We start from the raw sequence: 21,714 nt of genomic DNA on the forward strand, positions 1-21,714 counted from the left end.
CGTAGAGGTTCTCAGGGGATGACGACGACCGGGCGGTTGGCCCGGCGGGCCAGCCGCCCCGACACGGAACCGAAGATCTTGCCGACCAGGCCGTGCGTGCTGCCCACCACGATGGCGTCGGCGGCGTACTCCCGCCCGACCTCCTCCAGCTCGTGGCAGATGTCGCCGCCGCGCTCCACCAGGACCCACGGCACGTCGGCCAGGTAGTCCGAGCAGGCGAGTTCCAGTCCGAGCACCTCGGTGCGGTGGTCCGGGACGTCCACGAAGACCGGCGGCTCGCAGCCCGCCCACACCGTCGCCGGCAGCCGGTTGGCGACGTGCACGATCACCAGTCCGCAACCGGAGCGGCGGGCCATACCGACGGCGTAGGCGAGGGCGCGCTCGCTGGACAGCGAGCCGTCGAAGCCGACCACGACCCCGTGCTGGAAGGCGGGATCGCAGGCGCGGACGGACTGCGGTTCTCCGAACGGCTCCTGGACGTGGGGCAGGGCGCCGGGCTTCTGCCTCGGCTTCGACCTGTGCCTGCGCGGTTCGGCCGCCCGGCGCGGACCGGCGGCGGAGGGCTCCCCCGTGGAGGCGGAAGGCCCCGTCGGCCGGGCGGCGGGGTCGCCGTCGGCGGGCTTGTGGGGCTCGTGAGCGGCCATGACTCGGGATTCTCGGCGAGAGGGGGGACGGCTGGGGAGGGCGCGGCGGAGGGTGGCAGCAGGACGCCGCATGCGGCACGGGACCCGGCCCGGAAGGCCGCGGCGCGACTGCGCGACTTCTCCCTTCCAGAGTACGGCGACAGGGCGTTCCCGCCCAGGTGCGGAGCGCGGAGAGACTCTGCAGCCGCCGTGCGCGGGCGTGTGCGCGCCGTCGCGCCCACGTCCCCCGCAGCGGGCGGGGACTGCACCCCGGCGCCCCGTTCCCTGAGGTTGACAGGAGGATGCCGGAGCACGGATCGAAGCGCAACAGCGCCTGTCCCGGTGGTGCGCCACCGCGCCGGGGACCGGCGACAGGCGGCATTCCGGCCATCCCCGCGGCCTTCCGGCCGCGCTTCCGGCCGCTCGGCGGCAAGTGCCGGATGCATGACCGCCGCCGCTGGCACCATGCGGCGCATGCCGCTGCTGCTGATGGACCTCGACAACACCCTGCTGCCCCGGGACGCCGCCTTCCGGAGCTGGGCACGGGACTTCCTCGCGGAGCACGGCCTGCCGCCCCAGGACATCGGCTGGCTGACCACCCTCGACGGCAGCGGGTTCGTCCCCCGCGGCACCCTGCTCGGCGCCCTGCGGCAGCGCTACGGCCTGGACGCCACGTTCGACACCCTCCTCGCCCACTACCGCCGCGGCATCAACGCGCACATCCACTGCCCCGCCCCCCACCTCGCCGCCCTGCGCGCCGCCCGTGCCGCGGGCTGGACGCTCGGCATCGTCAGCAACGGCGGCACGGCCCCCCAGCTGGAGAAGATCCGCCGCACGGGCCTGGCCGCCCTGGTGGACGGCTGGGTGATCTCGGAGGAGGCCGGATTCGCCAAACCCGACCCGGAGATCTTCCGCATCGCCGCCCGCCGCTGCGGCGTCCCCACCGACGGCGCGTGGACGGCCCGTACCTGGATGGTCGGCGACCACGCGCCCGCCGACATCGCCGGCGCGAGCCTCAGCGGACTGCAGAGCGTCTGGCTGCACCACGGCCGCCCGTGGCCCGAGCTGGGGTACCACCCCACGCTGTCCGCGTCCGGCCTGCCCGAAGCCGTCGGCATGGTGCTCAGCGCCCGCCCGGCACCCTCCGCCGCCCCCTCCCCCGCCGGCGCCCTCCCCACCGCCGGCGCCCTCCCCACCGCCCGCGGAGCCGCCGCCCCGGCCAGAACGGCGCCGCCGGCCCGGACGCGCTTCGCCGCCCCGGCCGCCCTGCCGGGCGGCGGCGGCCGGCCCTCCTACCGCCCGGTGGCGGCGGGCGCGGCAGCGGGTGCGAGGGCAGGGGGGCTCGCCGGGTGACACCACCAGCGGGAGAGCCCCCGCTCGGTGAACCCCGCCCTCCGGTAGAGCGGCTCCCCCAGGAGCGTCGACGTGAGGACGGCCGTCCGTTCCGGATGGGCGTCGAGCACCGCCCGCACCAGCGCGCGCGCCACACCCCGCGACCGGTGCGCGGGCAGGGTCGCCACCCAGTGCAGCCCCACGGCCGACCCGTCGTCGAAGCTGACGCACGCTCCGGCCGGCACGCCCCCGCGGTCGGCGCGCCAGGCACGCCAGGCACGCCAGCCCGGTTCGCGCAGGAGCGCCTCGGGGAGGAGCGCACCACGCCGCCACGGCAGCATCCCCGTCAGCGGAAACCCCTCGGCGACGACCCGCTCCGCGTCCGCCAGTGCGGCGCCGTCCACCGCCTGGCGGACCTCCACGGCGTCCCGCCGGACGCATGCGGTGCCGTCGGCCGTCAACGGTGCGGTCCGGGGGGCGTTCCCCGATGCGGACCGGTGGGCGTTCCCCGGCGCGGACGCATCCGGCTGACGCATCATCACCGGCTGCGGAATAGCGGCCTCGAAGCCGAACGGGGCCAGGTCCAGTCCGCCGTAGGGGTCCTCGACGCAGGCCTGGCCCGCACCCCACTCGCGGACCAGCCCGGCGAGCTCCCCGGCCAGCGCGGCGGCGCCCCCGTACGGCCGGGTGACCACGAGGCGGTGCGCGTCCGCGCCGCCGGGAGCGGCGCGCACCTCCGTCCATCCCGCCGCGGTGCGGGTCGGCAGGCCGAGCGCCCGCGCCCGGGCGAGCCAGAAGCCGGCCACGTTGCGATGGGCGGCCTCGACGGGGATGCGGCTGTCCATGCCGCAGACCCTAGCCCCGGACGGCGGCCCCGGGGACCGCACCGGGCCGCCCGGCCGGCCCCGAGCGCCCGGCCGCCCCGGCCCGCGACGCCGGGCCGCGCCCCCGGATCGGGCCGGCGGGACGCACCGGCCGGTGACACGGTCCGACGAGCCGCCGATGGCCGGAGAACGCCGGCCGGGCGGCGCCGGCACCGGTACGCCGAGGCGCGGCGGGCGCCCCGCGCGTGCTTGTGCGCACCGGATCCACCCGCGCCCGCGCGGGCGCGCCATCGAACTACCGCGGACGGCGTCCCGCAACGCCGGTTTTCGGTCAACTTCCGCACAGGTAAAAGGTTTTGAACGTATACGCAGCCCAGAGGGTGAGGCACCATGGCGGTGCGGTCGTCCGCACCCCGCCCGCCGTGCGACAACAAGCCACCCGACGGAACGCCCTCTTCCCAGCGGGGCCCACGGATGCCACGCTTCGTGATCGAATGCATCACGCCAAATTGCCATGTCGACATAACGTTGGACGGTGAAGGTGTCGCAACGGCCGGTCCGGAACCAGTAGATTCGATCTTGGCTGGCGCCGGGGGAGCGAGCAGTGCTGGAGCAGGACGGGACGGGCATCCTTGACACCGCGGATCCCGGCGGCGGCACGGGGCGCGGCGGCGCGTCCCCGGGACGCCGCGGGGCACCGCGGACACCGGCGCCCGCGGGCCACACGAGGTAGGGGGGCTTGAGCGCCTTGAGCAGGGTGAGCAGGAGCGGCGCAGCGCTGGACGGTGCCGGCGGCCCGTCCCGCCCCGCGGGCGGTGACCCGAGAGCTGCCGGCCCGCCCGCACATCCGGGCTCGCCCTCCCCTGCGGCGGGGTCCGCCGCACCGGTCACGGGCCACGCCGCCGGACCGGCCGGTCCGGGTGCCGCCTCCCCCGGCACCGGGGCGCCCCCGGAACGGCCGGGCGCGGCCGCGGTGCCCTCCGGCGCGTTCCGCAAGCTCTCCGGGCGCCGGCGGCGGGAGACCGTCGCCGTGCTGATCTTCGGCGGGGCCCCGATCTTCGAGTCGTCCATCCCCCTCTCCGTCTTCGGCGTGGACCGCCAGGACGCGGGCGTCCCCCGCTACCGCCTGCTGGTGTGCGCGGGCGAGGACGGCCCGCTCGCCACCACCGGCGGCCTGACCCTGACCGCCCCGTACGGGCTGGACGCGCTGGCCCGGGCCGGGACGATCGTGGTGCCCGCCTGGCGCTCGATCTCCCAGGCGCCCCCGTCCGAGGCGATAGCCGCCCTGCGCAAGGCCCACCAGGAGGGGGCGCGGATCATCGGCCTGTGCACCGGCGCGTTCGTGCTGGCCGCGGCGGGCCTGCTGGACGGCCGCCCGGCCACCACCCACTGGATGTACGCGCCGACCCTCGCCAAGCGCTACCCGCGGGTGCACGTCGACCCGCGGGAGCTCTTCGTCGACGACGGCGACGTCCTCACGTCCGCCGGCACGGCCGCCGGCATCGACCTCTGCCTGCACGTCGTGCGCACCGACCACGGCGCCGAGGCCGCCAACGCGCTGGCCCGCCGCCTGGTGGTGCCCGCCCGCAGGCCCGGGGGGCAGGCCCAGTACATCGACAGGTCTTTACCGGAGGAGATCGGGAACGACCCGCTCGCCGAGGTCGTGACCTGGGCCCTGGAGAACCTCAACCAGCAGTTCGACGTGGAGGCGCTGGCAGCCCGCGCGTACATGAGCCGCCGCACCTTCGACCGCCGCTTCCGGTCGCTGACCGGCAGCGCCCCGCTGCAGTGGCTGATCACCCAGCGGGTGCTGCAGGCCCAGCGGCTGCTGGAGACGTCCGACCTGTCGGTGGACGAGGTCGCGCGCCGCTGCGGGTTCCGCTCGCCGGTGGCGCTGCGCGGGCACTTCCGCCGCCAGCTCGGGGTCTCCCCCGCCGTCTACCGGACCAACTTCCGCTCCCGGCGCCCGCAGGCGGCCGCGGCGGTGCCGCAGCAGTCCGCGCCGGGCGACCGGACGTCGGCGGCGCCCCCGGGGCAGTACCCGAACGGCGGGGGCGGCGGGCTGCCCGGACAGGCCGTCCACCCCGGCCCGCAGGGTTCCGCGGGGCAGCCCTGGCAGCCGGGCGAGCGGATCGGCCGGTCCGCCCCGCCCTCCGCGCTGCCGGACCACGCGGCGGCGGACGACGGGCGCCCCCAGCCGGGCGCCCGCGGGCGCGGCCACCGCTCGGACCGGCCGGACCCCCCGGAGCGACCGGAGCGCCCCGGCGGGGCGGACCGGCAGGCGGCCGGTCCCCCGGCCGCGGAGGCCCGGCAGGCGCGTGCGCTCCCCGGCCAGCGCGACCGCGCCGTAGGGTGAGACATGTGAACGACCGGATGGTATGGATCGACTGTGAGATGACCGGCCTCGACCTCGCCCAGGACGCCCTGGTCGAGGTCGCCGCGCTGGTCACGGACTCCGAGCTCAACATCCTCGGCGAGGGCGTGGACATCGTGGTCCGGCCGCCCGCCGAGGCGCTGGCGGGCATGCCCGAGGTGGTGCGTCAGATGCACACCGCCTCAGGGCTGCTCGACGAGCTCGACGCCGGCACGACCCTCGCGGAGGCCGAGGCCCGGGTGCTCGCCTATGTCCGGGAGCACGTGCCGGACGCAGGCAAGGCCCCTCTCTGCGGCAACTCGGTGGCCACCGACCGCGGCTTCCTCGCCCGCGACATGCCCGGGCTGGAGGCGCACCTCCACTACCGGATCGTGGACGTGTCCTCGATCAAGGAGCTGGCGCGCCGCTGGTACCCGCGGGCGTACTACAACAGCCCCGAGAAGAACGGCAACCACCGGGCGCTCGCCGACATCCGGGAGTCCATCGCCGAACTGCGCTACTACCGCGAGGCGGTGTTCGTGCCGCAGCCGGGCCCGGACAGCGACACGGCGCGGTCCATCGCCGCGAAGCACGTGCTGCCGCCGTCCTGACCGGCTCCGCGCACCGCCTCCCGCGTCCCGCGCCCGCCACGGCGGTGCCGAGGCGCGGGAGGCCGCGGCGCCGTCCCGCCGGCCCGGCACTGCGGCCCGGCACTGCGGCCCGGGCAGCGGGACGGGACCACGGGGCGGACCCGGAGCCGCGGGGCGGACGCGCGGAAAGGCTGGCGCGAGCACCCCCGCCGATCCTGTAGAGTTATCCACGTCGGAACGCGGAGCGGTCCGGACACATGGTGGGCGTAGCTCAGCTGGTAGAGCACCGGGTTGTGGTCCCGGGGGCCGCGGGTTCAAGTCCCGTCGCTCACCCCATGAAGAAGGGCCCCGGCCGGGGAGACCGGCCGGGGCCCTTCGCTTTCCCCGGCGCCGCCGGCACCCCCGCCCGCAGCGGCCGCGCCGACGGAACCCGGGCGATCCGCAGCGGCCGCGCGGCCGGAGCACGGAACACCGCCTCCGCACCCGGCCCCGCATGCCGGAGCCCGCCCCGGGCCGGACACCGCGGCCCCTGCGACCCACGACGGCCACGACGCCCACGACGGCCACAGCAGGTGCGACGGCACGGCCGTGACGCCTCGACAGCTCGACCGGCCCGGGAGGAGACGGGGGAACAGCCGGCCCGGGACGCCGGGGCCCCGTCGCCGACGGCGGTCCGGGAGGGCGGCGGCCCGGGGCTCGCACGGATGCGGGCACGGGCCGCCCACCACAAGCTACCCACTGGTAACATCCGCCCCATGACCGGAACCACGCCCTCGATCGGCGAACTGCTGGCAGCCACCGTGCCCATGGCCCGCACCCTCGGGCTGGAGTACCTGGAGACGTCCCCGGAGCGGGCCGTGCTCCGCCTGCCCGACCAGCCGGACTACCACAACCACGTCGGCGGCCCGCACGCCGGCGCGATGTTCACCCTGGCCGAGTCGGCGAGCGGCTGCATCGTGCTCGCCGCCTTCAGCGACCAGCTCTCGCGGGCCGTGCCGCTGGCCGTGCGGGCCGAGATCGCCTACCGGAAGCTCGCCATGGGCCCGGTCACCGCCACCGCGGTGCTCGGACGCCCGGCGGCGGACGTGGTGGCCGAACTGGACCGGGGCGAGCGGCCGGAGTTCCCCGTCACCGTGGAGATCACCCGCGAGGACGGGGCCGTCACCGGCGAGATGACCGTCGTCTGGACGCTGCGCCCCAACTCCTGATCCCCAGCCCCTGGTCCCCTGCCCACGGGACCAGGCGCGCAGGACCGGGCCTGCGGGACCGGGCCCACGGGGCCGGGCCGGGAGCCGGTCCGCCGCCCGGCGGCGCGGCTACCGGTTCATGGGCTCCGTGGGCCCGGTGCGCTCGACGAGGTCCGGGGGGACGGACAGGTCGGGAAGCGGCGCGAGCTGCGGGTGCCCGGCGCCGTCCAGCGGCGCGGGCGCCTCGGCGGGCGCCGTCCCCGCCGTCCTGTCAGGGCCTCCGGCACCGCCCTGCGCGGGGGCCGGGGCGGCGGGGGCCGGGGCGGCGGAGGGGGCCGCCCCGGCCGCCGCCGCCCCGGCGGCCGCCTGGAACACGTCGCCCGGCGTGGCCCGCTCCAGGAAGCGCAGGAGCTCCACCGGGAAGGGCAGCACGAGGGTGGAGTTCTTCTCGGCGGCCACCTCCACCACCGTCTGCAGCAGCCGCAGCTGCAGCGCGGCCGGCGTCTCCGCCATGATCTTCGCGGCCTCGGAGAGCCGCTGGGACGCCTGGTACTCGCCGTCGGCGGTGATGATTCTCGCGCGCCGCTCCCGGTCCGCCTCCGCCTGCCGGGCCATCGAGCGCTTCATCGACTCGGGCAGCGCGACGTCCTTGATCTCCACCCGGTCGATGTGGACGCCCCAGGCCAGCGCCGGGCTGTCGATCATCACGGCGAGGCCCTGGTTGAGCTCCTCGCGGTTGGAGAGGAGGTCGTCCAGCTCGCTCTTGCCGATGATCGACCGCAGCGAGGTCTGCGCCACCTGGAGCATCGCGAACATGTAGTCCTGCACGTTCACGGTGGCCAGCACGGGGTCGACGACCCTGAAGTAGATCACCGCGTCGACCCGGACGGTCACGTTGTCACGGGTGATGCCCTCCTGGGCGGGGACCGGCATGGTCACGATCTGCATGTTCACCTTGCGCAGCCGGTCGGCGACCGGCACCAGCAGCCTCAGCCCCGGATCGCGCACCACCTTGTGGACACGGCCAAACCGGAACACGACGCCCCGCTCGAACTGCTGGACCACCCGGACGCCCAGGGCAACCCACACGGCACCGGCTGCGAGGAGTCCGGCGAGCACATCCACGCCCAGCATCACGGGCCTCCGTATCCACCGTGCGGCGCGGGAGCACCGCTCCCCCTCCGCCCCACGCTACGCGCCGCCGCCCGGCAGCGGAACGGCCCGTCCGGCCCCACCCCGCGCCCGGGGGCGCGCAGCCCACAGCCCCGGCGCACAGCCGCGGCGCGGCGGCCCCGCGCCCGCACACCCGCAGCACCCGCAGCACCCGCAGCACCCGCAGCACCCGCAGCACCCGCGGGACACGGTGCGGGTCACCGGGCCGTGCCCCGCGACCCGCGATCCGCGACCCGCGACCCGCGACCCGCGACCCACGGTCGGCGCACGCCGTCCCGCGCACGCCGTCCCGCGCCCTACGCCCGGCATCCCGCGCCCCCGGTCAGGCGGAGGCCCGCACCACCAGCTCGGTCGCCAGCACCACCTGCCGTCGGGCCCGCCCCTCCTCGGAGACCTCCTCCAGCAGCAGGCGGGCCATGGTGCGGCCCATCTCCTCGATCGGCTGGCGGACGCTGGTCAGCGGGGGGTCGGTGTGCCGGGCGATGATCGAGTCGTCGAAGCCGATCACCGCCACGTCCTCCGGCACCCGCCGCCCGGCCTCGCGCAGCACCTGGAGGGCGCCGGCGGCCATCACGTCCGAGGCGCAGAAGACGGCGTCGAGGTCCGGCCGCCGCCCGAGCAGGCCGCGCATCGCCTCGCGGCCGCCGCTCTCGGTGAAGTCGGCGCGGCCGACCAGGCCCTCGTCGCCGCCGAGGCCGGCCTCCTCCAGCGCCCTGCGGTAGCCGGCGAGGCGGGCGCGGGCGGGTTCCATGTCGAGAGGGCCGGTGACGGTGGCGATCCGGGTGCAGCCGCGCCGCAGCAGGTGCCGCACCGCCATGCGGGCGCCCCCGGCGTTGTCGGCGTCGACGTACGACAGGGGTTCCAGCTCGGAGCGGCGGCCGACGAGCACGGACGGCATGTCGATGCGCTCCAGCAGGCCGGGGATGGGGTCGTCCTCGTGGACGGAGACCATCAGGACGCCGTCGACCCGGTGGGCGGCCAGGTAGGTGGCCAGCCGGTCCCGCTCCTTGTCGGTGCGGACGAGGATGAGCAGCAGCTGCATGTCGGTGTCGGCCAGCTCGGCGGAGACGCCGCGGATGATGTCGTTGAAGAACGGCTCGGAGGAGAGGCGGGTCTCGGTCTCCGGGATCACGAGGGCGATGGAGTCGGTGCGGGAGGTGACGAGGGTGCGGGCGGCCCGGTTGGGGACGTAGCCGAGTTCGGCGATGGCCTGCTCCACCGCCTCGCGCGCCCGGTCGCTCACCCGCGGGGAGCCGTTGATGACGCGGGAGACGGTCCCGCGGCCCACGCCGGCCAGGGCGGCCACGGCCTCCAGGGTGGGGCGGCCGCCGCCCCTCACCGCAGGGCCCGCGGGACGCTGCGCGGCATGACTCATGGTTCACCTCTCGGACTCGGCGGACGCGGGCTGGCCTCATTGTGGCCGGTCCGCGAACGGATGTCGCCGCTCCTGCCCCGGGCCGCCGCCCTGAGCTGCGCAGCGGCGGCCGCGGCCGGGGGTTCCGGCGCGGGCCGCCCCGGCCGGCGGGCCCGCGACAGGCCGTCGGCAGGCCCTCGGCGGGACACGGACGCGTGACGTGCCGGACACGCTCGCGCAACGGAAGCGACGCCAACCCTTGACACCCACCCCCCCGAGGCACGAGTCTTCCGACATGCCTCATGGGAGCGCTCCCACACACTAGCGGTGAAACGACCGCGAGGACAGCGCCGACAGCACCCTTCCTCCGCACCATCCCGTCACGCCACGATCCGCACGGCCTCCGAGCCGTTGTGGCGCACCCCGGACCCACCCTGGACCTAGGAGAGTGGAATGCGCACCACAAGCAGCCCCCGCAGCCGCAGAACCCTGCTGGCCGCGGTCGCGGGACTCACGGCCTGCGCGGCCCTGGCCACCGGCTGCGGCAGCAGCGGCGGCAAGGGCGGCGACGCCAAGGGCGGCGGGAGCAGCGGCGGCGCCATGACGCTGCGCATCGGCACCTTCGGCCAGTTCGGCTACGCCGAGGCGGGCCTGTACGACGAGTACATGAAGGCCCACCCCAACATCAAGATCGTCCAGGACAACAACACCGACGCGCAGAAGTACTGGGACGCCCTCAAGCTGCACCTGGCGAGCGGCAGCGGCGTGGACGACATCCAGGCCATCGAGGTCGGCTACATCGCCGAGGCCACCTCGAAGCTGTACGACAAGTTCACGGACCTGAGCAAGGCACCGGGCGTCTCCCCCTCCACCTGGGTCGACTACAAGTGGAAGCAGGCCACCACCAGCGGCGGCCAGACCATCGGCCTGGGCACCGACGTGGGCCCGATGGCGGTCTGCTACCGCAAGGACCTCTTCGCCAAGGCCGGGCTGCCCACCGACCGCGAGGCCGTCGGCAGGCTGTGGGCCGGCAGCTGGGAGAAGTACCTCGCGGTGGGCCGGCAGTTCCAGGCGAAGGCCCCGGCGGGCAGCAAGTTCGTGGACTCCTCCGGCGGCGTCTTCAACGCCGTGGTCTCCAGCCAGCCGCAGCAGTACTCCGACGGCCAGGGCAACCTCGTCTACAAGGACAGCCCCGGCGTGAAGCTGGCCTGGGACACCGCGGTCCAGACCATCAAGGACGGGCTGAGCGCCCGCCTGCAGCAGTTCGACGAGGGCGGCACCTGGGCGGCGGGCTTCAAGAACGGCAAGTTCGCCACCATCTCCTGCCCCAGCTGGATGACCGGCATCATCCAGACGAACGCCGGCGACACCGGCAAGGGGAAGTGGGACATCGCGGCGGCGCCCGTCCCCGCCAACTGGGGCGGCTCCTTCCTCGGCGTGCCGAAGGCGGGCCAGCACCAGGAGGAGGCGACCAGGCTCGCCGCGTGGCTCACCGCGCCCGAGCAGCAGGCGAAGATCTTCGCCAAGTTCGGCAACATCCCCTCCACCAAGGCGGGCCTGGACTCCCCCGAGGTGCAGAACGCCACGCAGCCGTACTTCGGCGACGCGCCCACCGGGAAGATCTACTCCGAGATCGCCAAGTCCGTGACCCCGGCGCCCGTCGGCCCGTGGGACGGCCAGGTGAAGGACATCATCACCAAGAACGGCCTGCTGGACATCGAGCAGCACGGCACCGACCCGGCCAAGGCCTGGGAGAACGTCGTGTCGAACGTCAAGGAGAAGACCGACAGCTAGTCGGCGGGCAGGCCCTCACCCGCCGCAGCCGCAGGCGGTGAGGAGGCCGCCCGGCCGGGGCGCACGCCCCCGGCCGGGCGGCCCGCCCCCGCCGACGCACCGCCGGGTCCGGCCCACCGCCGGACCCGACGCACCGCCAGACCCGTCCGGGCCCTCGACGCCCGGACCGACACGCCCGGGAAGGACGCCACTCGTGGCCACCTCCGTGACGACGGCAGGCGGCGGCCCGCCGCAGACCCCGCCCGCCGCCCACCGCCCCGCCCCGCCCTCACCGGGGCCGTCGTGGCGCAGCAGGCTCTACCGCCTCGACCTCAAGGCGTCGCCCTACGCGTACGTCGCCCCCTTCTTCGCCTGCTTCGCGGCCTTCGGCCTGTTCCCCCTGATCTACACCGGCTGGATCTCCCTGCACCGGCTCTCCCTCGGCGAGAGCGGCACGGGCGACTGGCGGGGCTTCGACAACTACACCCGGCTCTGGGACAGCGACCAGTTCTGGGGGGCGCTGGCCAACACCTTCACCCTGGGTGTGATCTCCACCGTCCCGCAGCTGATGATGGCGTTGGGCCTCGCCCACCTGCTCAACTACCAGCTGCGGGCCCGCACCTTCTTCCGGGTGGCGATCCTGGCCCCGTACGCGACCTCCATCGCCGCCGCCTCGCTGGTCTTCGTGCAGCTCTTCGGCTACGACGCCGGCATCGTCAACGAGGTGCTGGGCTGGTTCGGCTTCGGCAAGGTCGACTGGCAGGCGGGCAAGTGGCCGGCCCAGATCGCCATCTCGACGATCGTGACCTGGCGGTGGACCGGCTACAACGCCCTGATCTACCTGGCCGCCATGCAGGCCGTCCCCGGCGACCTCTACGAGGCCGCGGCCATCGACGGCGCCTCCCGCTGGCGGCAGTTCGTCAGCGTGACGATCCCGTCGATCCGGCCGACCATCCTCTTCACCATCGTGGTCTCCACCATCGGCGCCACCCAGCTCTTCGGCGAGCCGCTGCTCTTCGGCGGCGGCGTCGGCGTCAGCGGCGGCTCGGCGCACCAGTACCAGACGCTGAGCCTGTACCTGTACGAGCTCGGCTGGCCCAACGGCCAGCTCGGCCGGGCGGCCGCGGTCGCCTGGGTCATGCTCCTGCTCCTGCTGCTCATCGGGGCCGTGCAGGCGGCCGTCGCCCGCGCCAACCGCACGAAGCTGGGGGCCTGACCGCCATGACCCTCTCCTCCACCGCCGCGCCGGTCCCGCCGCCCGCGGCCGCGCCCCGCGCCCCGCAGAAGCACCGCACCGGCCGGCCCCGGCGCCTGGGCGGCGGAGCCGGGCAGACCCACCGCGCCGGCCCGTTCACCTACGCCGTGCTGGTCGTGGCCGCGCTGGTCTCGCTCTTCCCGCTGTACTGGACCGTGGTCGCGGCCTCCCACACCGACACCGAGGTCGTGCAGCCGCCGACACCGCTGCTGCCCGGCAGCCAGCTCTTCCACAACCTGAACGTCGTGTGGAACGAAGTCCACATGGGGGACGCACTCCTCAACTCCACGATCGTGTCGGTCTGCGTCACCGTCTCGACCGTGCTCTTCTCCACCCTGGCCGGGTTCGCGTTCGCCAAGCTGCGCTTCCGGGGCCGCAACGCGCTGCTGGCCCTGGTCGTCGCCACGATGACCATCCCGCCGCAGCTCAGCGTGATCCCGCTGTACCAGATCATGACGAAGCTGAACTGGGGCGACCGGCTGCAGTCGGTGATCCTGCCGTCGCTGGTGGCCGCCTTCGGCGTCTTCTTCATGCGGCAGTTCCTGGTGGAGGCGCTGCCGATGGAGCTGATCGAGGCCGCCCGGGTCGACGGCGCCCACTCACTGCGGGTGGTCTGGCACGTGGTGTTCCCGGTCGCCCGGCCCGCGATGGCGGTGCTCGGCATGCTCGTCTTCGTCCAGTCCTGGAACGACTTCTTCTGGCCCTTCATCGCGCTGAGCCAGCAGAACCCGACCGTCCAGGTGGCGCTCGCCGGACTCGGCGCCGGCGCCCACACCACCGACCACGCCGTCATCATCACCGGGGCCCTGGTCGCCACGCTGCCGCTGCTGGTGGTCTTCGCCGTGCTCGGCAAGCACATCGTGGGCGGCATCACCGCGGGCGCGGTCAAGAACTGACCGCGCCGTCCCGCAGCCCCTCCCCCACAGCCGCGGCTCCTCCGGCAGGGCCGCGGCCCCTCCCCCGGGCCCGGCAGCCGGCCGCACGCACGGCCGCACCGGCACCTTCCGTACGGCCGCCGCACCGGCCGCGGCCGTACGGGAGGAACGGCCCCCGCCCGCCCGCCGACCCCCACCCGCCCTCACCATCCTGGGAGCGCTCCCGCATGACAGCCGTACGATCCGAGCCCCTGACCGGCACCCTGCCCCACCAGGCCGCCGCGCTGTCCTTCCCGCCCGGCTTCACCTGGGGCGCGGCCACCGCCGCCTACCAGATCGAGGGCGCCGCGGCCGAGGACGGCCGCACCCCCTCCATCTGGGACACCTTCAGCCGCACGCCGGGCAGGGTCCGCAACGGCGACACCGGCGACATCGCCGCCGACCACTATCACCGCTTCCGCGACGACGTCGCCCTCATGGCCGACCTCGGCCTGGACGCCTACCGCTTCTCCGTCTCGTGGCCCCGGGTCCAGCCCACCGGCCGCGGCCCGGCCGTCGAGCGCGGCCTCGACTTCTACCGCGCCCTCGCCGACGAACTGCTGGAGAAGGGCATCACCCCGGTCGCCACCCTCTACCACTGGGACCTCCCCCAGGAGCTGGAGGACGCGGGCGGCTGGCCCGCGCGCGACACCGCCGAGCGGTTCGCCGACTACACCGCCCTGGTCGCCGAGGCGCTCGGCGACCGGATCAAGATCTGGACGACCTTCAACGAGCCGTGGTGCTCGGCCTTCCTGGGCTACGGGTCCGGTGTGCACGCCCCCGGCCGCACCGAGCCCGACGCCGCCCTGCGGGCCGCCCACCACCTCAACCTCGCCCACGGACGGGCGATCGGGGTCCTGCGCTCCACCGTCCCCGCGTCCGCGCGGACCTCGATCACCCTCAACCTCCACCAGGTCCGGCCGCTGACCCCCTCGGCCGGCGACCTGGAGGCGGCCCGCCGCATCGACGCCGTGGGCAACCGGATCTTCACCGGCCCGGTCCTGCACGGCGCCTACCCGGCCGACCTGCTGGAGGACACCGCCCACCTGGTCGACTGGGACGACCTGGTCCGCGACGGGGACCTGGCGGAGATCTCCCGGCCCGTCGACCTGCTGGGCATCAACTACTACACCCCGACCCTGGTCTCCGCCCCGGACCCGTCCGCCACCGCCGGCGAGGCCTCCCGCAACGACGCCCACGGGAAGAGCGACCACTCCCCCTGGCCCGGCTCCGAGCAGGTCGTCTTCCACCTGCCGCCGGGCGAGACCACCGCGATGGGCTGGGCGATCGACGACAGCGGCCTGTACGACCTGCTGCGCGACACGGCCCGCGAGTACCCCGGCCTGCCGCTGATGGTCACCGAGAACGGGGCGGCCTTCGACGACTACGTCAACCCCGAGGGCGCCGTCAACGACCCCGAGCGGATCGCCTACCTGCACGGACACCTGTCGGCCGTGCACCGGGCGATCGCCGACGGCGTCGACGTGCGCGGCTACTTCCTGTGGTCGCTGATGGACAACTTCGAGTGGGCCCACGGCTACGGCCGCCGCTTCGGGGCGGTCTACGTCGACTACGCCACCCAGCGGCGCATCCCGAAGAGCAGCGCGCACTGGTACGCGGACGTGATCCGGCGCCACGGCCTCCCCGCGGCCGACGGCCGGGCGTAGCCGGGGAGGGCAGGACCGGCGGGGGCCCCGGAGGGCAGGCACCCCGCCGCAGGGCGGGCGCGGCGGCTTGTGAGGGGGCCGCCGCGCCCGCCGCGCCGCGCCGGACCGGGAGTGGCGGGTCCGGCGCGGCGTCGCGCGTCGCGCGTGGTCCCGCCCGGGGGCCGGCAGCGCGCCGGGCCGACGGGCCGACGGCCCGTCAGGGGAGGCGGGAGAGGCGGGAGAGGCGGGGCGCACGGCCGGTCGTGACCCGTTCGGCCGACGGTCGTTCTCCCCTGACGTGCACGACATTCACCGGGCGTGCGGCGCCCGCCGCAGGACCACCGCCGCCGGGGCGCTGCTGCTCGCGGCCTCCTTCATGACGACCGGTCAGGACGCCTCCGCCGCAGGGAGCGCCGGCGGGCCCGCCGGATCCGTCCGGGACCCGGCGCCTGCGCGGGCCGCGGCTCCGGGGCCCCGGGCCGCCGACGCCTCGTCCCGGCTGCCGCGGGCGCCCTCGGGGACGGGCGCCGCGGTGATCGCGCCGATCACCGCCGGACTGCTGCTCACCGGCCTGGCCGTCTGGCGCCGCCGCGGGCTGCCGGGCGGGCACTGACGGCCGCAGGCAGCGGCGCCGGGCGCACCCGGCGCGGCTGCGGCGGGCCGGAGCGCGCCGCACACAGGGGCGTACCGGGTTCACGGCGCGCCGGGGTGCACCCCCGTGCGCCGGACCGGCGCATCCGCCGGCCGGGCATGCGCCGGCCGGGCATGCGCCGGCCGGGCATGCGCCGGCCGGGCATGCGCCGGCCGGGCACGCGCCGCGGTCCCGCACCGGTCCTGTCCCGGCCACGGCCCGGGCGTGCCGGTCAGCGGGCGGCGTCGCGGAAGACGCCCGGGGGCGGCGCCGGGGAGGGCGCGGCGGTCGCGTCGGTGGCGGGGGCCGCGCCGCCGGTGAAGTCGGCCAGCGCCCGGCCGTGGTCGACCCGCCCCGGGAAGGGGTCGGCGCCGGTGCGCCGCGTCAGCTCGGCCAGCGGCAGGGGGAGCCGGCCGGCGATCAGCAGCAGGTTGCCGAAGCGGCGGCCGCGCAGCACCGCCGGATCGCCGATCAGGCACACCTCGGGGAAGAGCCCCAGCAGGGTGGCGACCTGGGAGCGGGCGAAGGCGAGCGGCGCGCCGTCCGCGATGTTCGCCGCGTACAGGCCGCCCGGGGCGAGGGCGCGCAGGGCGAGGGCCGCGAACTCGGCGGTGGCGCAGTGCGCCGGCACCCGGGCGCCGCTGAACACGTCGGCCACCACCAGGTCGGCGGCCCCCTCGGGCGCGCGCTCCAGCACGGCGCGGGCGTCGCCGCCGCGCACCCGGACCTGCCAGCCGCGGTCCAGCGGCAGCTCGGCCCGGACCAGCTCGGTGAGGTCCGTGTCGATCTCGGCGACCTGCTGCCGGGAGCGGGGGCGGGTGGCGGCGACGTACCGGGGGAGGGTGAGGGCGCCGCCGCCGAGGTGGAGCGCGGTCAGCGGCCTGCCGGGCGGTGCGGCCAGGTCGGCGACGTGGCCGAGCCGCCGTTGGTACTCGAAGGAGAGGTGCGCGGGGTCGTCGAGGTCGACGTACGACTGCGGGGCGCCGTCGAGGAGGAGCGTCCATCCGCGGGGGCGGTCGCGGTCGGGGACGAGTTCGGCGAGGCCGGTGGCCGTGCGGCGGGCGATCCGCTCGCGGGTGCGGTGGTCCGGTCCTCGGCTGCTGCGTCCCATGGCGACCAGTATGAGGAGCCGGCCGGAGGCGCCCGCCGGAGGGGACCCGCCGGAGGGGGCCGGGCGGCGTGCTCAGTAGGGGCCGAAGCCGCCCGCCATGAGCGTCCCGGCGGCCTCGCAGAGCACGGCGCGCAGGACCCAGGGGTCGGTGGCGCACAGGGCGGCGCCCGCGCCGAGCGTGCCGACGAGCCAGCCGGCGCCGGGGGCGGCCGCCGCGCCGGGCGTGCAGGAGCTGCCGGCCAGGTGCCAGCGCTCGCTCGTGCCGGGCGGCACCAGGAAGAGGAGGCGGGTGCCGCCGGAGTCGCTCAGCACCGCGCCGCAGACGCCGCGCAGCCGCAGGATGTCCGCGGCCTCCAGGCCGTGGCGGAGCGGGACGGCGACGGTGTCGAAGGGCAGCGCCTCGACGGCCTCGGGGACGCGCCTGACGGCGGCGCGCAGCCCGTCCACCACGGCCGGCGGCAGCAGGGCGCCGCCCGCTCGGGGCACTGACTGCGGCACTCCGGCGTCCATGCGCACCTCACAGCTGTCGGCGGGACGGTCTCCCGACCAGCACAACGCCGGGGAGGGGCGCAGGCCACGGGCAGGATGCGGGCGGGCCGTGGCATTTCATGGCGGATCCGCGCGGGCGTGTCCGCTTTGGGCGGAAACTCTGCGTGTCCGCATCGGCACTCCCGGTACTGTCGGTGCGTCCCCCCGCAGCCGCACCGGCGGCCACGGGGGACCCAGGAGCCACCCGGGGAGCAGAGCCATGGCACCCAGCCGACCCCTCGACCCGTCGGACCGGCCCCCGGCCAACAGCGCGATGCGCGCCCTGCGCGGCGGACTCTCCCCGGGGGAGTTCGCAGCCCGGGTGCGGCGGGCGGGCCGGGAGATCGGCGAGCACGTCTCGTGCGACGCCCGGTACATCGGGCGCGTGGAGGCGGGCGAGATCCGCTGTCCCAACTACGCCTACGAGCGTGTGTTCCGCCACATGTTCCCGGACCTGTCCCTGACCGACCTGGGGTTCGCCCCGCGCGGTTCGGTGCGGGGCCGGGCGAACCCGTCCCGCTCCGCCCGCGTATCCGGGGGCGGGCGTCGGGACACCGGCGCCGGCGCGACAGGCACGACAAGTACGACGAGTGCGACGGGTACGACACGTACGACCGGCACCACCAGCGGCAAGGAGAACGACGACGTGCACCGCCGCACGTTCATGGCGGGCGGCCCGGCCGCCCTGGTGACGGCGCTCGGCCTGGACCGGCCGGCGTGGGCCGGGCCGGACACCCCCCGCCGGGTCGGCGCCGAGGAGGCCGAGGGCGTCGAGCAGGCCGTCCGCCGGATCAGGCTGCTGGACGACCGGCAGGGCGCCGACGCCCTCTTCGAGTCCGCCGGCCGCTCCCTGCGCGGCGCCTACCTGCTGCTGAACACCGGCAGCTACAGCGCGGCCACCGAGCGCCGCCTGCAGGCGGGCGCGGGCGAGCTGGCGATCTCCGTCGGCTGGCTGGCCCACGACTCGGGCCGCCTCGCCGACGCGCGCTCCTTCTACTCGGAGGCGCTGGCCACCGCACGCATGGCGGGCGACCCGGCGCTGGAGGCCCACGCGTTCTGCAACAGCGCCTTCCTCGCCCGCGACGCGGGGCGGCCGCGGGAGGCGGTCCGCGCCGCGCAGGCGGGGCAGCACGCGGCGGAGCGGGTGGGATCCGACCGGCTGCTGTCGCTGCTGGCCATGCGGGAGGCCGGGGGCTGGGCGGTGCTGCACGAGCGCCGCGCCTGCGAGCGGGCGCTGCTGCGGGCCCACCGGCTGCTGGAGCAGGGCGGACGCGACGCCGACCCGGAGTGGATGTCCTTCTACGGTCCGGCGGAGATCACCGGGCTGGAGGCGCAGTGCCGGTCCGCGCTGGGCGACTGGGACCGCGCCGCCGACCTGGCCCGGCGGGCGGTGGAGCTGCAGGAGCCGCACTTCGTCCGCAACCGGGCCCTCTACACGGCGGAGCTCGCCCGCTGCCGGCTCGGCCGCGGCGACCTCGCGGCCGCCGCGGCCGGGGGTACGCAGGCGCTGCACCTGCTGCAGGAGGTCCGCTCGGCGCGGATCCGCTCCATGCTGGCCGGCACGGCGGCCCTGCTGCGGCCCCACCGGGACGTGCCGGAGGTGGCGGCCTTCGTGGAGCGCTGCGACCTGGCGGGGTGAGCGGCGCGTCCGCAGCCGGACCGCACCGGCCGTGCCGGGCGGTCCGGGCCGCAGGGCCGCGTCAGGCCAGATGAGCCGTGTCAGGCCAGGTGGGCCGTGTCGTTCCACAGCTCCACGGCGGGCTCCGCGTACTCCCAGCCGAGCACGCCCAGCGAGGCGGGGCGCAGCTTGAAGCGCTGCCCGTACTCCGGCGGCAGCCCGAGCCAGCGGGCGGTGAGGATCCGCAGCAGGTGGCCGTGGGCGAAGAGGACCACCGTGCAGTCCGCGCAGTCCATGGTCACCGTGGCGCGGTGGGGGCGGCCGTGCTCCTCGTCGATCCGGGCGAGGAAGGCGTCGACGCGGGCGGACACGTCGGCGAGGGTCTCGCCGCCGGGGACGCCGTCGCGCCAGATCACCCACCCCGGGTGGCCGTCGGCGCGGATGGCGTCGCCGGTGCGGCCCTCGTACGCCCCGTAGTCCCACTCCATGAGCTCGGGGGCCGGGACCGCGCGGTCCCCGAGCCCGGCCAGCTCGCAGGTCTCCCGGGCCCGCGCCAGCGGGCTGGTGAGGACGCGCGCGCCGGGCAGGCCGTCCCAGGGCGCGCGCTTGAGGCGCTCGCCCAGGGCGCGCGCCATGTGGCGGCCCTCCTCGGTGAGCGGGATGTCGGTACGTCCGGTGTGGCGGCCGGTGGCGGACCACTCGGTCTCGCCGTGCCGGACGATCAGGATGCGGGCGGGCATGGGAGCCGTGCCTCCTCAGCTGGGCCGTTCGGGCCGGGCCCCGTCGTCGCGGCCCACTGCCTCCCATGATCCCCCAGCCCGCAGGCCGGCGAGGATCAGGTCCAGCCCGAAGGCGTACTGGGCCGCGCTCTCCTGGGCCTCGGCGAGCTCCGGCGCCAGGTCGACGACCAGCGGGAAGTCCCGCGCGGGCAGCGACTCCAGGCGGGCCCGGAAGCGCCGCCGGGCCTCGGCGTCGCCGCAGGCGCGGCCGGCGCGCAGCGCCGCGCCGACGGTGTACTGCATCAGCGCGGTCTGGGCGCGGGCGGCCTCCTCCCGGCTGAGGCCCGCGCCGCACATCAGCCCCAGCATGTGCTCCATGGCGCCGACGGCGCCGGTGGTCGGCACCCGGTCGGCCGGGGGTCCGGCGCGGTGCTGCTCGGCGCGGTGCTGCTCCGCCAGGAGCTGCAGGACGGCGGGGCGCCCGGTGAAGAGCCGGTAGAGGGCGAGGCAGGCGTCGCGGAGCTGGTCGTGCCAGGGCGCGTCGGTGCGGGCCGGGGGCGCGTGCTCGGCGAACACGCGTTCGCGTGCGGCGCCGAAGAGCTCCTCCTTGGAGCGGAAGTAGGTGTACAGCGCCATGGTGCCCACCCCGAGCTCCTCGGCGAGGGCGCGCATCGAGAAGACGTCGATGCCCCGCTCGTCGAGCAGCCGCAGGGCGGTGTCGAGGATGCGCTCGGCGCTGAGGGTGTGGCGGGGCGCGCGGGGGCGGCGGGCGGGGCGGTCCTGCCGGGGGAGGTCCCGGCCGGTGCGGCCCCCCTCGCCGGGGGCGGGCCCGGAGCCGGGGGCGTGAGCGCCCTCGGGGCTCCGCTCCGGGCCGGGCCGCGGGCCGTTCTGCGGGAGACGGGCGGGTTCCGGGTGCATCTGTCCTGTCACGGCGGGTCGCGGTCGACGGTGGCGCCGGGCGCCTCCCCCGTTCCCGGACACCGAATCCGGGCCGCCAGCGCCTTCTGCCACCGTACAGCGTACGGTATGACGTACGCCCGTTCGCCACCCGGAGTTCACCCGCATGTCGTCGCCGTCCGCATCCCCCGCCGCCGCAGGCGCCCCCCGTCACTGGTGGCGGGAGCTGCTCCTGCTCGCGCTGATCTACGCCGCCTACGACGGCAGCCGGCTGCTGGTCGCCGGGGGCCTCCCCCGGGCCCTGCGCAACGGCCACGCCCTGCTGTCCGCGGAAGCCCGGCTGCGCCTGTCGCCCGAGCACCTGCTGAACACCGCCTTCACCCGCCACGCCTGGCTGGCCGTCCCCGCCGACTTCGCCTACGCCTCGCTCCACTACCTGGTCACCCCGCTGGTCCTGGCCTGGCTGTGGCACCGGCACCGCGGCCGCTACCGGCGCGCCCGCACCTGGCTCGGCATCTCGACGGTGCTCGGACTCGCCGGGTTCACCCTCCTGCCGACCGCCCCGCCCCGGCTGCTGGAGGCCTCGTACGGCTTCACCGACTCCATGCGGCAGCACGCCGCCGTCGGCTGGTGGGGCGCGGAGGCGAGCGCGCCCAAGGGTCTCGGCCACCTCACCAACGAGTTCGCCGCCATGCCCAGCCTGCACGTGGGCTGGGCCCTGTGGTGCGGCGTCCTGGTCTGGCGGTGCGCCGACCGGACCGCCGTGCGGATCGCCGGACTGCTGTACCCCGTGCTGATCGCCGTGGTCGTGATGGGCACCGCCAACCACTACCTGCTGGACGCGGTGGCGGGCTGCGCCGTGATGGGCGCGGGCGCCCTGCTGGCGGGGCCCGCGCTGCGCCTCGCCGACCGCCTGCGGCGCGGCGCGGGCGCGGGCGGGCGGGGCGCGGCCGCGGCGGCCGGTACGGCCCCCGCACCGGCGGCCTTCGTCCCCGCCCCGGCGGGGCCCGGGGACGGCGCGGCGAGGCCCCGGGGCGGCGCGGCGCCGGGGGCCGGGGCCGATGCACCGCCGGCCTCCCGGCCGCCGGTCCCCGCCCGCTGAGGCACGGCGGCCGTGCGGGGCGGCCGTCCCCGGTGCCGCCCGGCGGGCAGGGCCTCCGGCCCGCGCCGAGCGCGGCGGCCGCCA

The 21,714-nt window shown here is 76.3% G+C and carries 19 protein-coding genes and 1 tRNA gene; 12 read left to right on the top strand and 8 right to left on the bottom strand.

Going from position 1 to position 21,714, the window contains the following annotated elements:
• Positions 1 to 11: 11 nt before the first annotated feature.
• Positions 12 to 488, bottom strand: coding sequence for a universal stress protein (locus ACFY07_RS16090; protein WP_390869277.1), 477 nt, complete (start codon positions 486 to 488; stop codon positions 12 to 14).
• A gap of 579 nt (positions 489 to 1,067) precedes the next feature.
• Here ACFY07_RS16090 and ACFY07_RS16095 point away from each other — a divergent pair.
• Positions 1,068 to 1,976 (top strand): HAD family hydrolase, encoded by a 909-nt coding sequence (locus ACFY07_RS16095; RefSeq protein ID WP_390869219.1) that lies wholly within the window; start codon positions 1,068 to 1,070, stop codon positions 1,974 to 1,976.
• On the opposite strand, the gene ACFY07_RS16100 is transcribed toward ACFY07_RS16095, so the two are convergent.
• Positions 1,916 to 2,800 carry a GNAT family N-acetyltransferase gene (locus ACFY07_RS16100; RefSeq protein ID WP_390869220.1) on the bottom strand — a complete coding sequence of 295 codons (885 nt, stop codon included), beginning with the start codon at positions 2,798 to 2,800 and terminating at the stop codon, positions 1,916 to 1,918. The genes ACFY07_RS16095 and ACFY07_RS16100 overlap by 61 nt on opposite strands.
• Before the next feature lie 952 nt (positions 2,801 to 3,752).
• Here ACFY07_RS16100 and ACFY07_RS16105 point away from each other — a divergent pair.
• The 4 genes from ACFY07_RS16105 to ACFY07_RS16120 all read left to right on the top strand — a co-directional run bounded on the left by ACFY07_RS16105 (position 3,753) and on the right by ACFY07_RS16120 (position 6,930).
• On the top strand, positions 3,753 to 5,135 hold the full coding sequence (locus ACFY07_RS16105) for a GlxA family transcriptional regulator (RefSeq protein ID WP_390869221.1): 1,383 nt from the start codon (positions 3,753 to 3,755) through the stop codon (positions 5,133 to 5,135).
• 5 nt (positions 5,136 to 5,140) lie between these two features.
• A complete protein-coding gene (gene orn, locus ACFY07_RS16110; RefSeq protein WP_230651837.1) occupies positions 5,141 to 5,743 on the top strand; it encodes an oligoribonuclease in 603 nt (200 codons plus the stop codon).
• A 239-nt stretch (positions 5,744 to 5,982) separates the two neighbouring features.
• Positions 5,983 to 6,058, top strand: a tRNA-His gene (locus tag ACFY07_RS16115).
• Positions 6,059 to 6,477: 419 nt separating this feature from the next.
• Entirely contained in the window at positions 6,478 to 6,930 is a 453-nt protein-coding gene (locus ACFY07_RS16120) for a DUF4442 domain-containing protein (protein ID WP_230651833.1), read from the top strand.
• Between the two features lie 108 nt (positions 6,931 to 7,038).
• Here ACFY07_RS16120 and ACFY07_RS16125 read toward each other — a convergent pair whose 3' ends face one another.
• Together ACFY07_RS16125 and ACFY07_RS16130 are read right to left on the bottom strand one after the other, a co-directional pair.
• On the bottom strand, positions 7,039 to 8,043 hold the full coding sequence (locus ACFY07_RS16125) for a slipin family protein (protein WP_390869222.1): 1,005 nt from the start codon (positions 8,041 to 8,043) through the stop codon (positions 7,039 to 7,041).
• A 361-nt stretch (positions 8,044 to 8,404) separates the two neighbouring features.
• Complete coding sequence (locus ACFY07_RS16130) at positions 8,405 to 9,457, bottom strand: LacI family DNA-binding transcriptional regulator (RefSeq protein WP_390869223.1); 1,053 nt, start codon at positions 9,455 to 9,457, stop codon at positions 8,405 to 8,407.
• Positions 9,458 to 9,889: 432 nt separating this feature from the next.
• Between ACFY07_RS16130 and ACFY07_RS16135 the strand changes: the two genes are divergently transcribed.
• From ACFY07_RS16135 to ACFY07_RS16155, 5 genes are all read left to right on the top strand, one after another.
• Positions 9,890 to 11,230 carry an ABC transporter substrate-binding protein gene (locus ACFY07_RS16135; protein WP_390869224.1) on the top strand — a complete coding sequence of 447 codons (1,341 nt, stop codon included), beginning with the start codon at positions 9,890 to 9,892 and terminating at the stop codon, positions 11,228 to 11,230.
• A gap of 193 nt (positions 11,231 to 11,423) precedes the next feature.
• The gene (locus ACFY07_RS16140) at positions 11,424 to 12,425 is read left to right on the top strand and encodes a carbohydrate ABC transporter permease (protein WP_390869225.1); all 1,002 of its coding nucleotides are present in this window, start codon (positions 11,424 to 11,426) and stop codon (positions 12,423 to 12,425) included.
• 5 nt (positions 12,426 to 12,430) lie between these two features.
• The gene (locus tag ACFY07_RS16145; RefSeq protein WP_390869226.1) at positions 12,431 to 13,360 is read left to right on the top strand and encodes a carbohydrate ABC transporter permease; all 930 of its coding nucleotides are present in this window, start codon (positions 12,431 to 12,433) and stop codon (positions 13,358 to 13,360) included.
• Positions 13,361 to 13,566: 206 nt separating this feature from the next.
• Positions 13,567 to 15,045 carry a GH1 family beta-glucosidase gene (locus tag ACFY07_RS16150; RefSeq protein WP_390869227.1) on the top strand — a complete coding sequence of 493 codons (1,479 nt, stop codon included), beginning with the start codon at positions 13,567 to 13,569 and terminating at the stop codon, positions 15,043 to 15,045.
• Between the two features lie 277 nt (positions 15,046 to 15,322).
• Positions 15,323 to 15,637, top strand: coding sequence for a hypothetical protein (locus ACFY07_RS16155; protein WP_390869228.1), 315 nt, complete (start codon positions 15,323 to 15,325; stop codon positions 15,635 to 15,637).
• Between the two features lie 250 nt (positions 15,638 to 15,887).
• Here ACFY07_RS16155 and ACFY07_RS16160 read toward each other — a convergent pair whose 3' ends face one another.
• Together ACFY07_RS16160 and ACFY07_RS16165 are read right to left on the bottom strand one after the other, a co-directional pair.
• Complete coding sequence (locus ACFY07_RS16160) at positions 15,888 to 16,766, bottom strand: spermidine synthase (RefSeq protein WP_390869229.1); 879 nt, start codon at positions 16,764 to 16,766, stop codon at positions 15,888 to 15,890.
• 72 nt (positions 16,767 to 16,838) lie between these two features.
• Entirely contained in the window at positions 16,839 to 17,264 is a 426-nt protein-coding gene (locus ACFY07_RS16165; RefSeq protein ID WP_390869230.1) for a hypothetical protein, read from the bottom strand.
• Positions 17,265 to 17,514: 250 nt separating this feature from the next.
• On the opposite strand from ACFY07_RS16165, the gene ACFY07_RS16170 reads away from it, so the two are divergent.
• A complete protein-coding gene (locus tag ACFY07_RS16170) occupies positions 17,515 to 18,933 on the top strand; it encodes a tetratricopeptide repeat protein (RefSeq protein ID WP_390869231.1) in 1,419 nt (472 codons plus the stop codon).
• 80 nt (positions 18,934 to 19,013) lie between these two features.
• Here the strand turns inward: ACFY07_RS16170 and ACFY07_RS16175 are convergent, their stop codons facing one another.
• Together ACFY07_RS16175 and ACFY07_RS16180 are read right to left on the bottom strand one after the other, a co-directional pair.
• A complete protein-coding gene (locus tag ACFY07_RS16175; RefSeq protein WP_390869232.1) occupies positions 19,014 to 19,652 on the bottom strand; it encodes a histidine phosphatase family protein in 639 nt (212 codons plus the stop codon).
• A 15-nt stretch (positions 19,653 to 19,667) separates the two neighbouring features.
• Positions 19,668 to 20,549 (bottom strand): TetR family transcriptional regulator, encoded by an 882-nt coding sequence (locus ACFY07_RS16180; RefSeq protein WP_390869233.1) that lies wholly within the window; start codon positions 20,547 to 20,549, stop codon positions 19,668 to 19,670.
• Positions 20,550 to 20,694: 145 nt separating this feature from the next.
• Between ACFY07_RS16180 and ACFY07_RS16185 the strand changes: the two genes are divergently transcribed.
• Positions 20,695 to 21,630 carry a phosphatase PAP2 family protein gene (locus ACFY07_RS16185; RefSeq protein ID WP_390869234.1) on the top strand — a complete coding sequence of 312 codons (936 nt, stop codon included), beginning with the start codon at positions 20,695 to 20,697 and terminating at the stop codon, positions 21,628 to 21,630.
• Positions 21,631 to 21,714: the final 84 nt, after the last annotated feature.

The organism is Streptomyces sp. NPDC001380 (assembly GCF_042895785.1).
GTDB lineage: Bacteria > Actinomycetota > Actinomycetes > Streptomycetales > Streptomycetaceae > Peterkaempfera.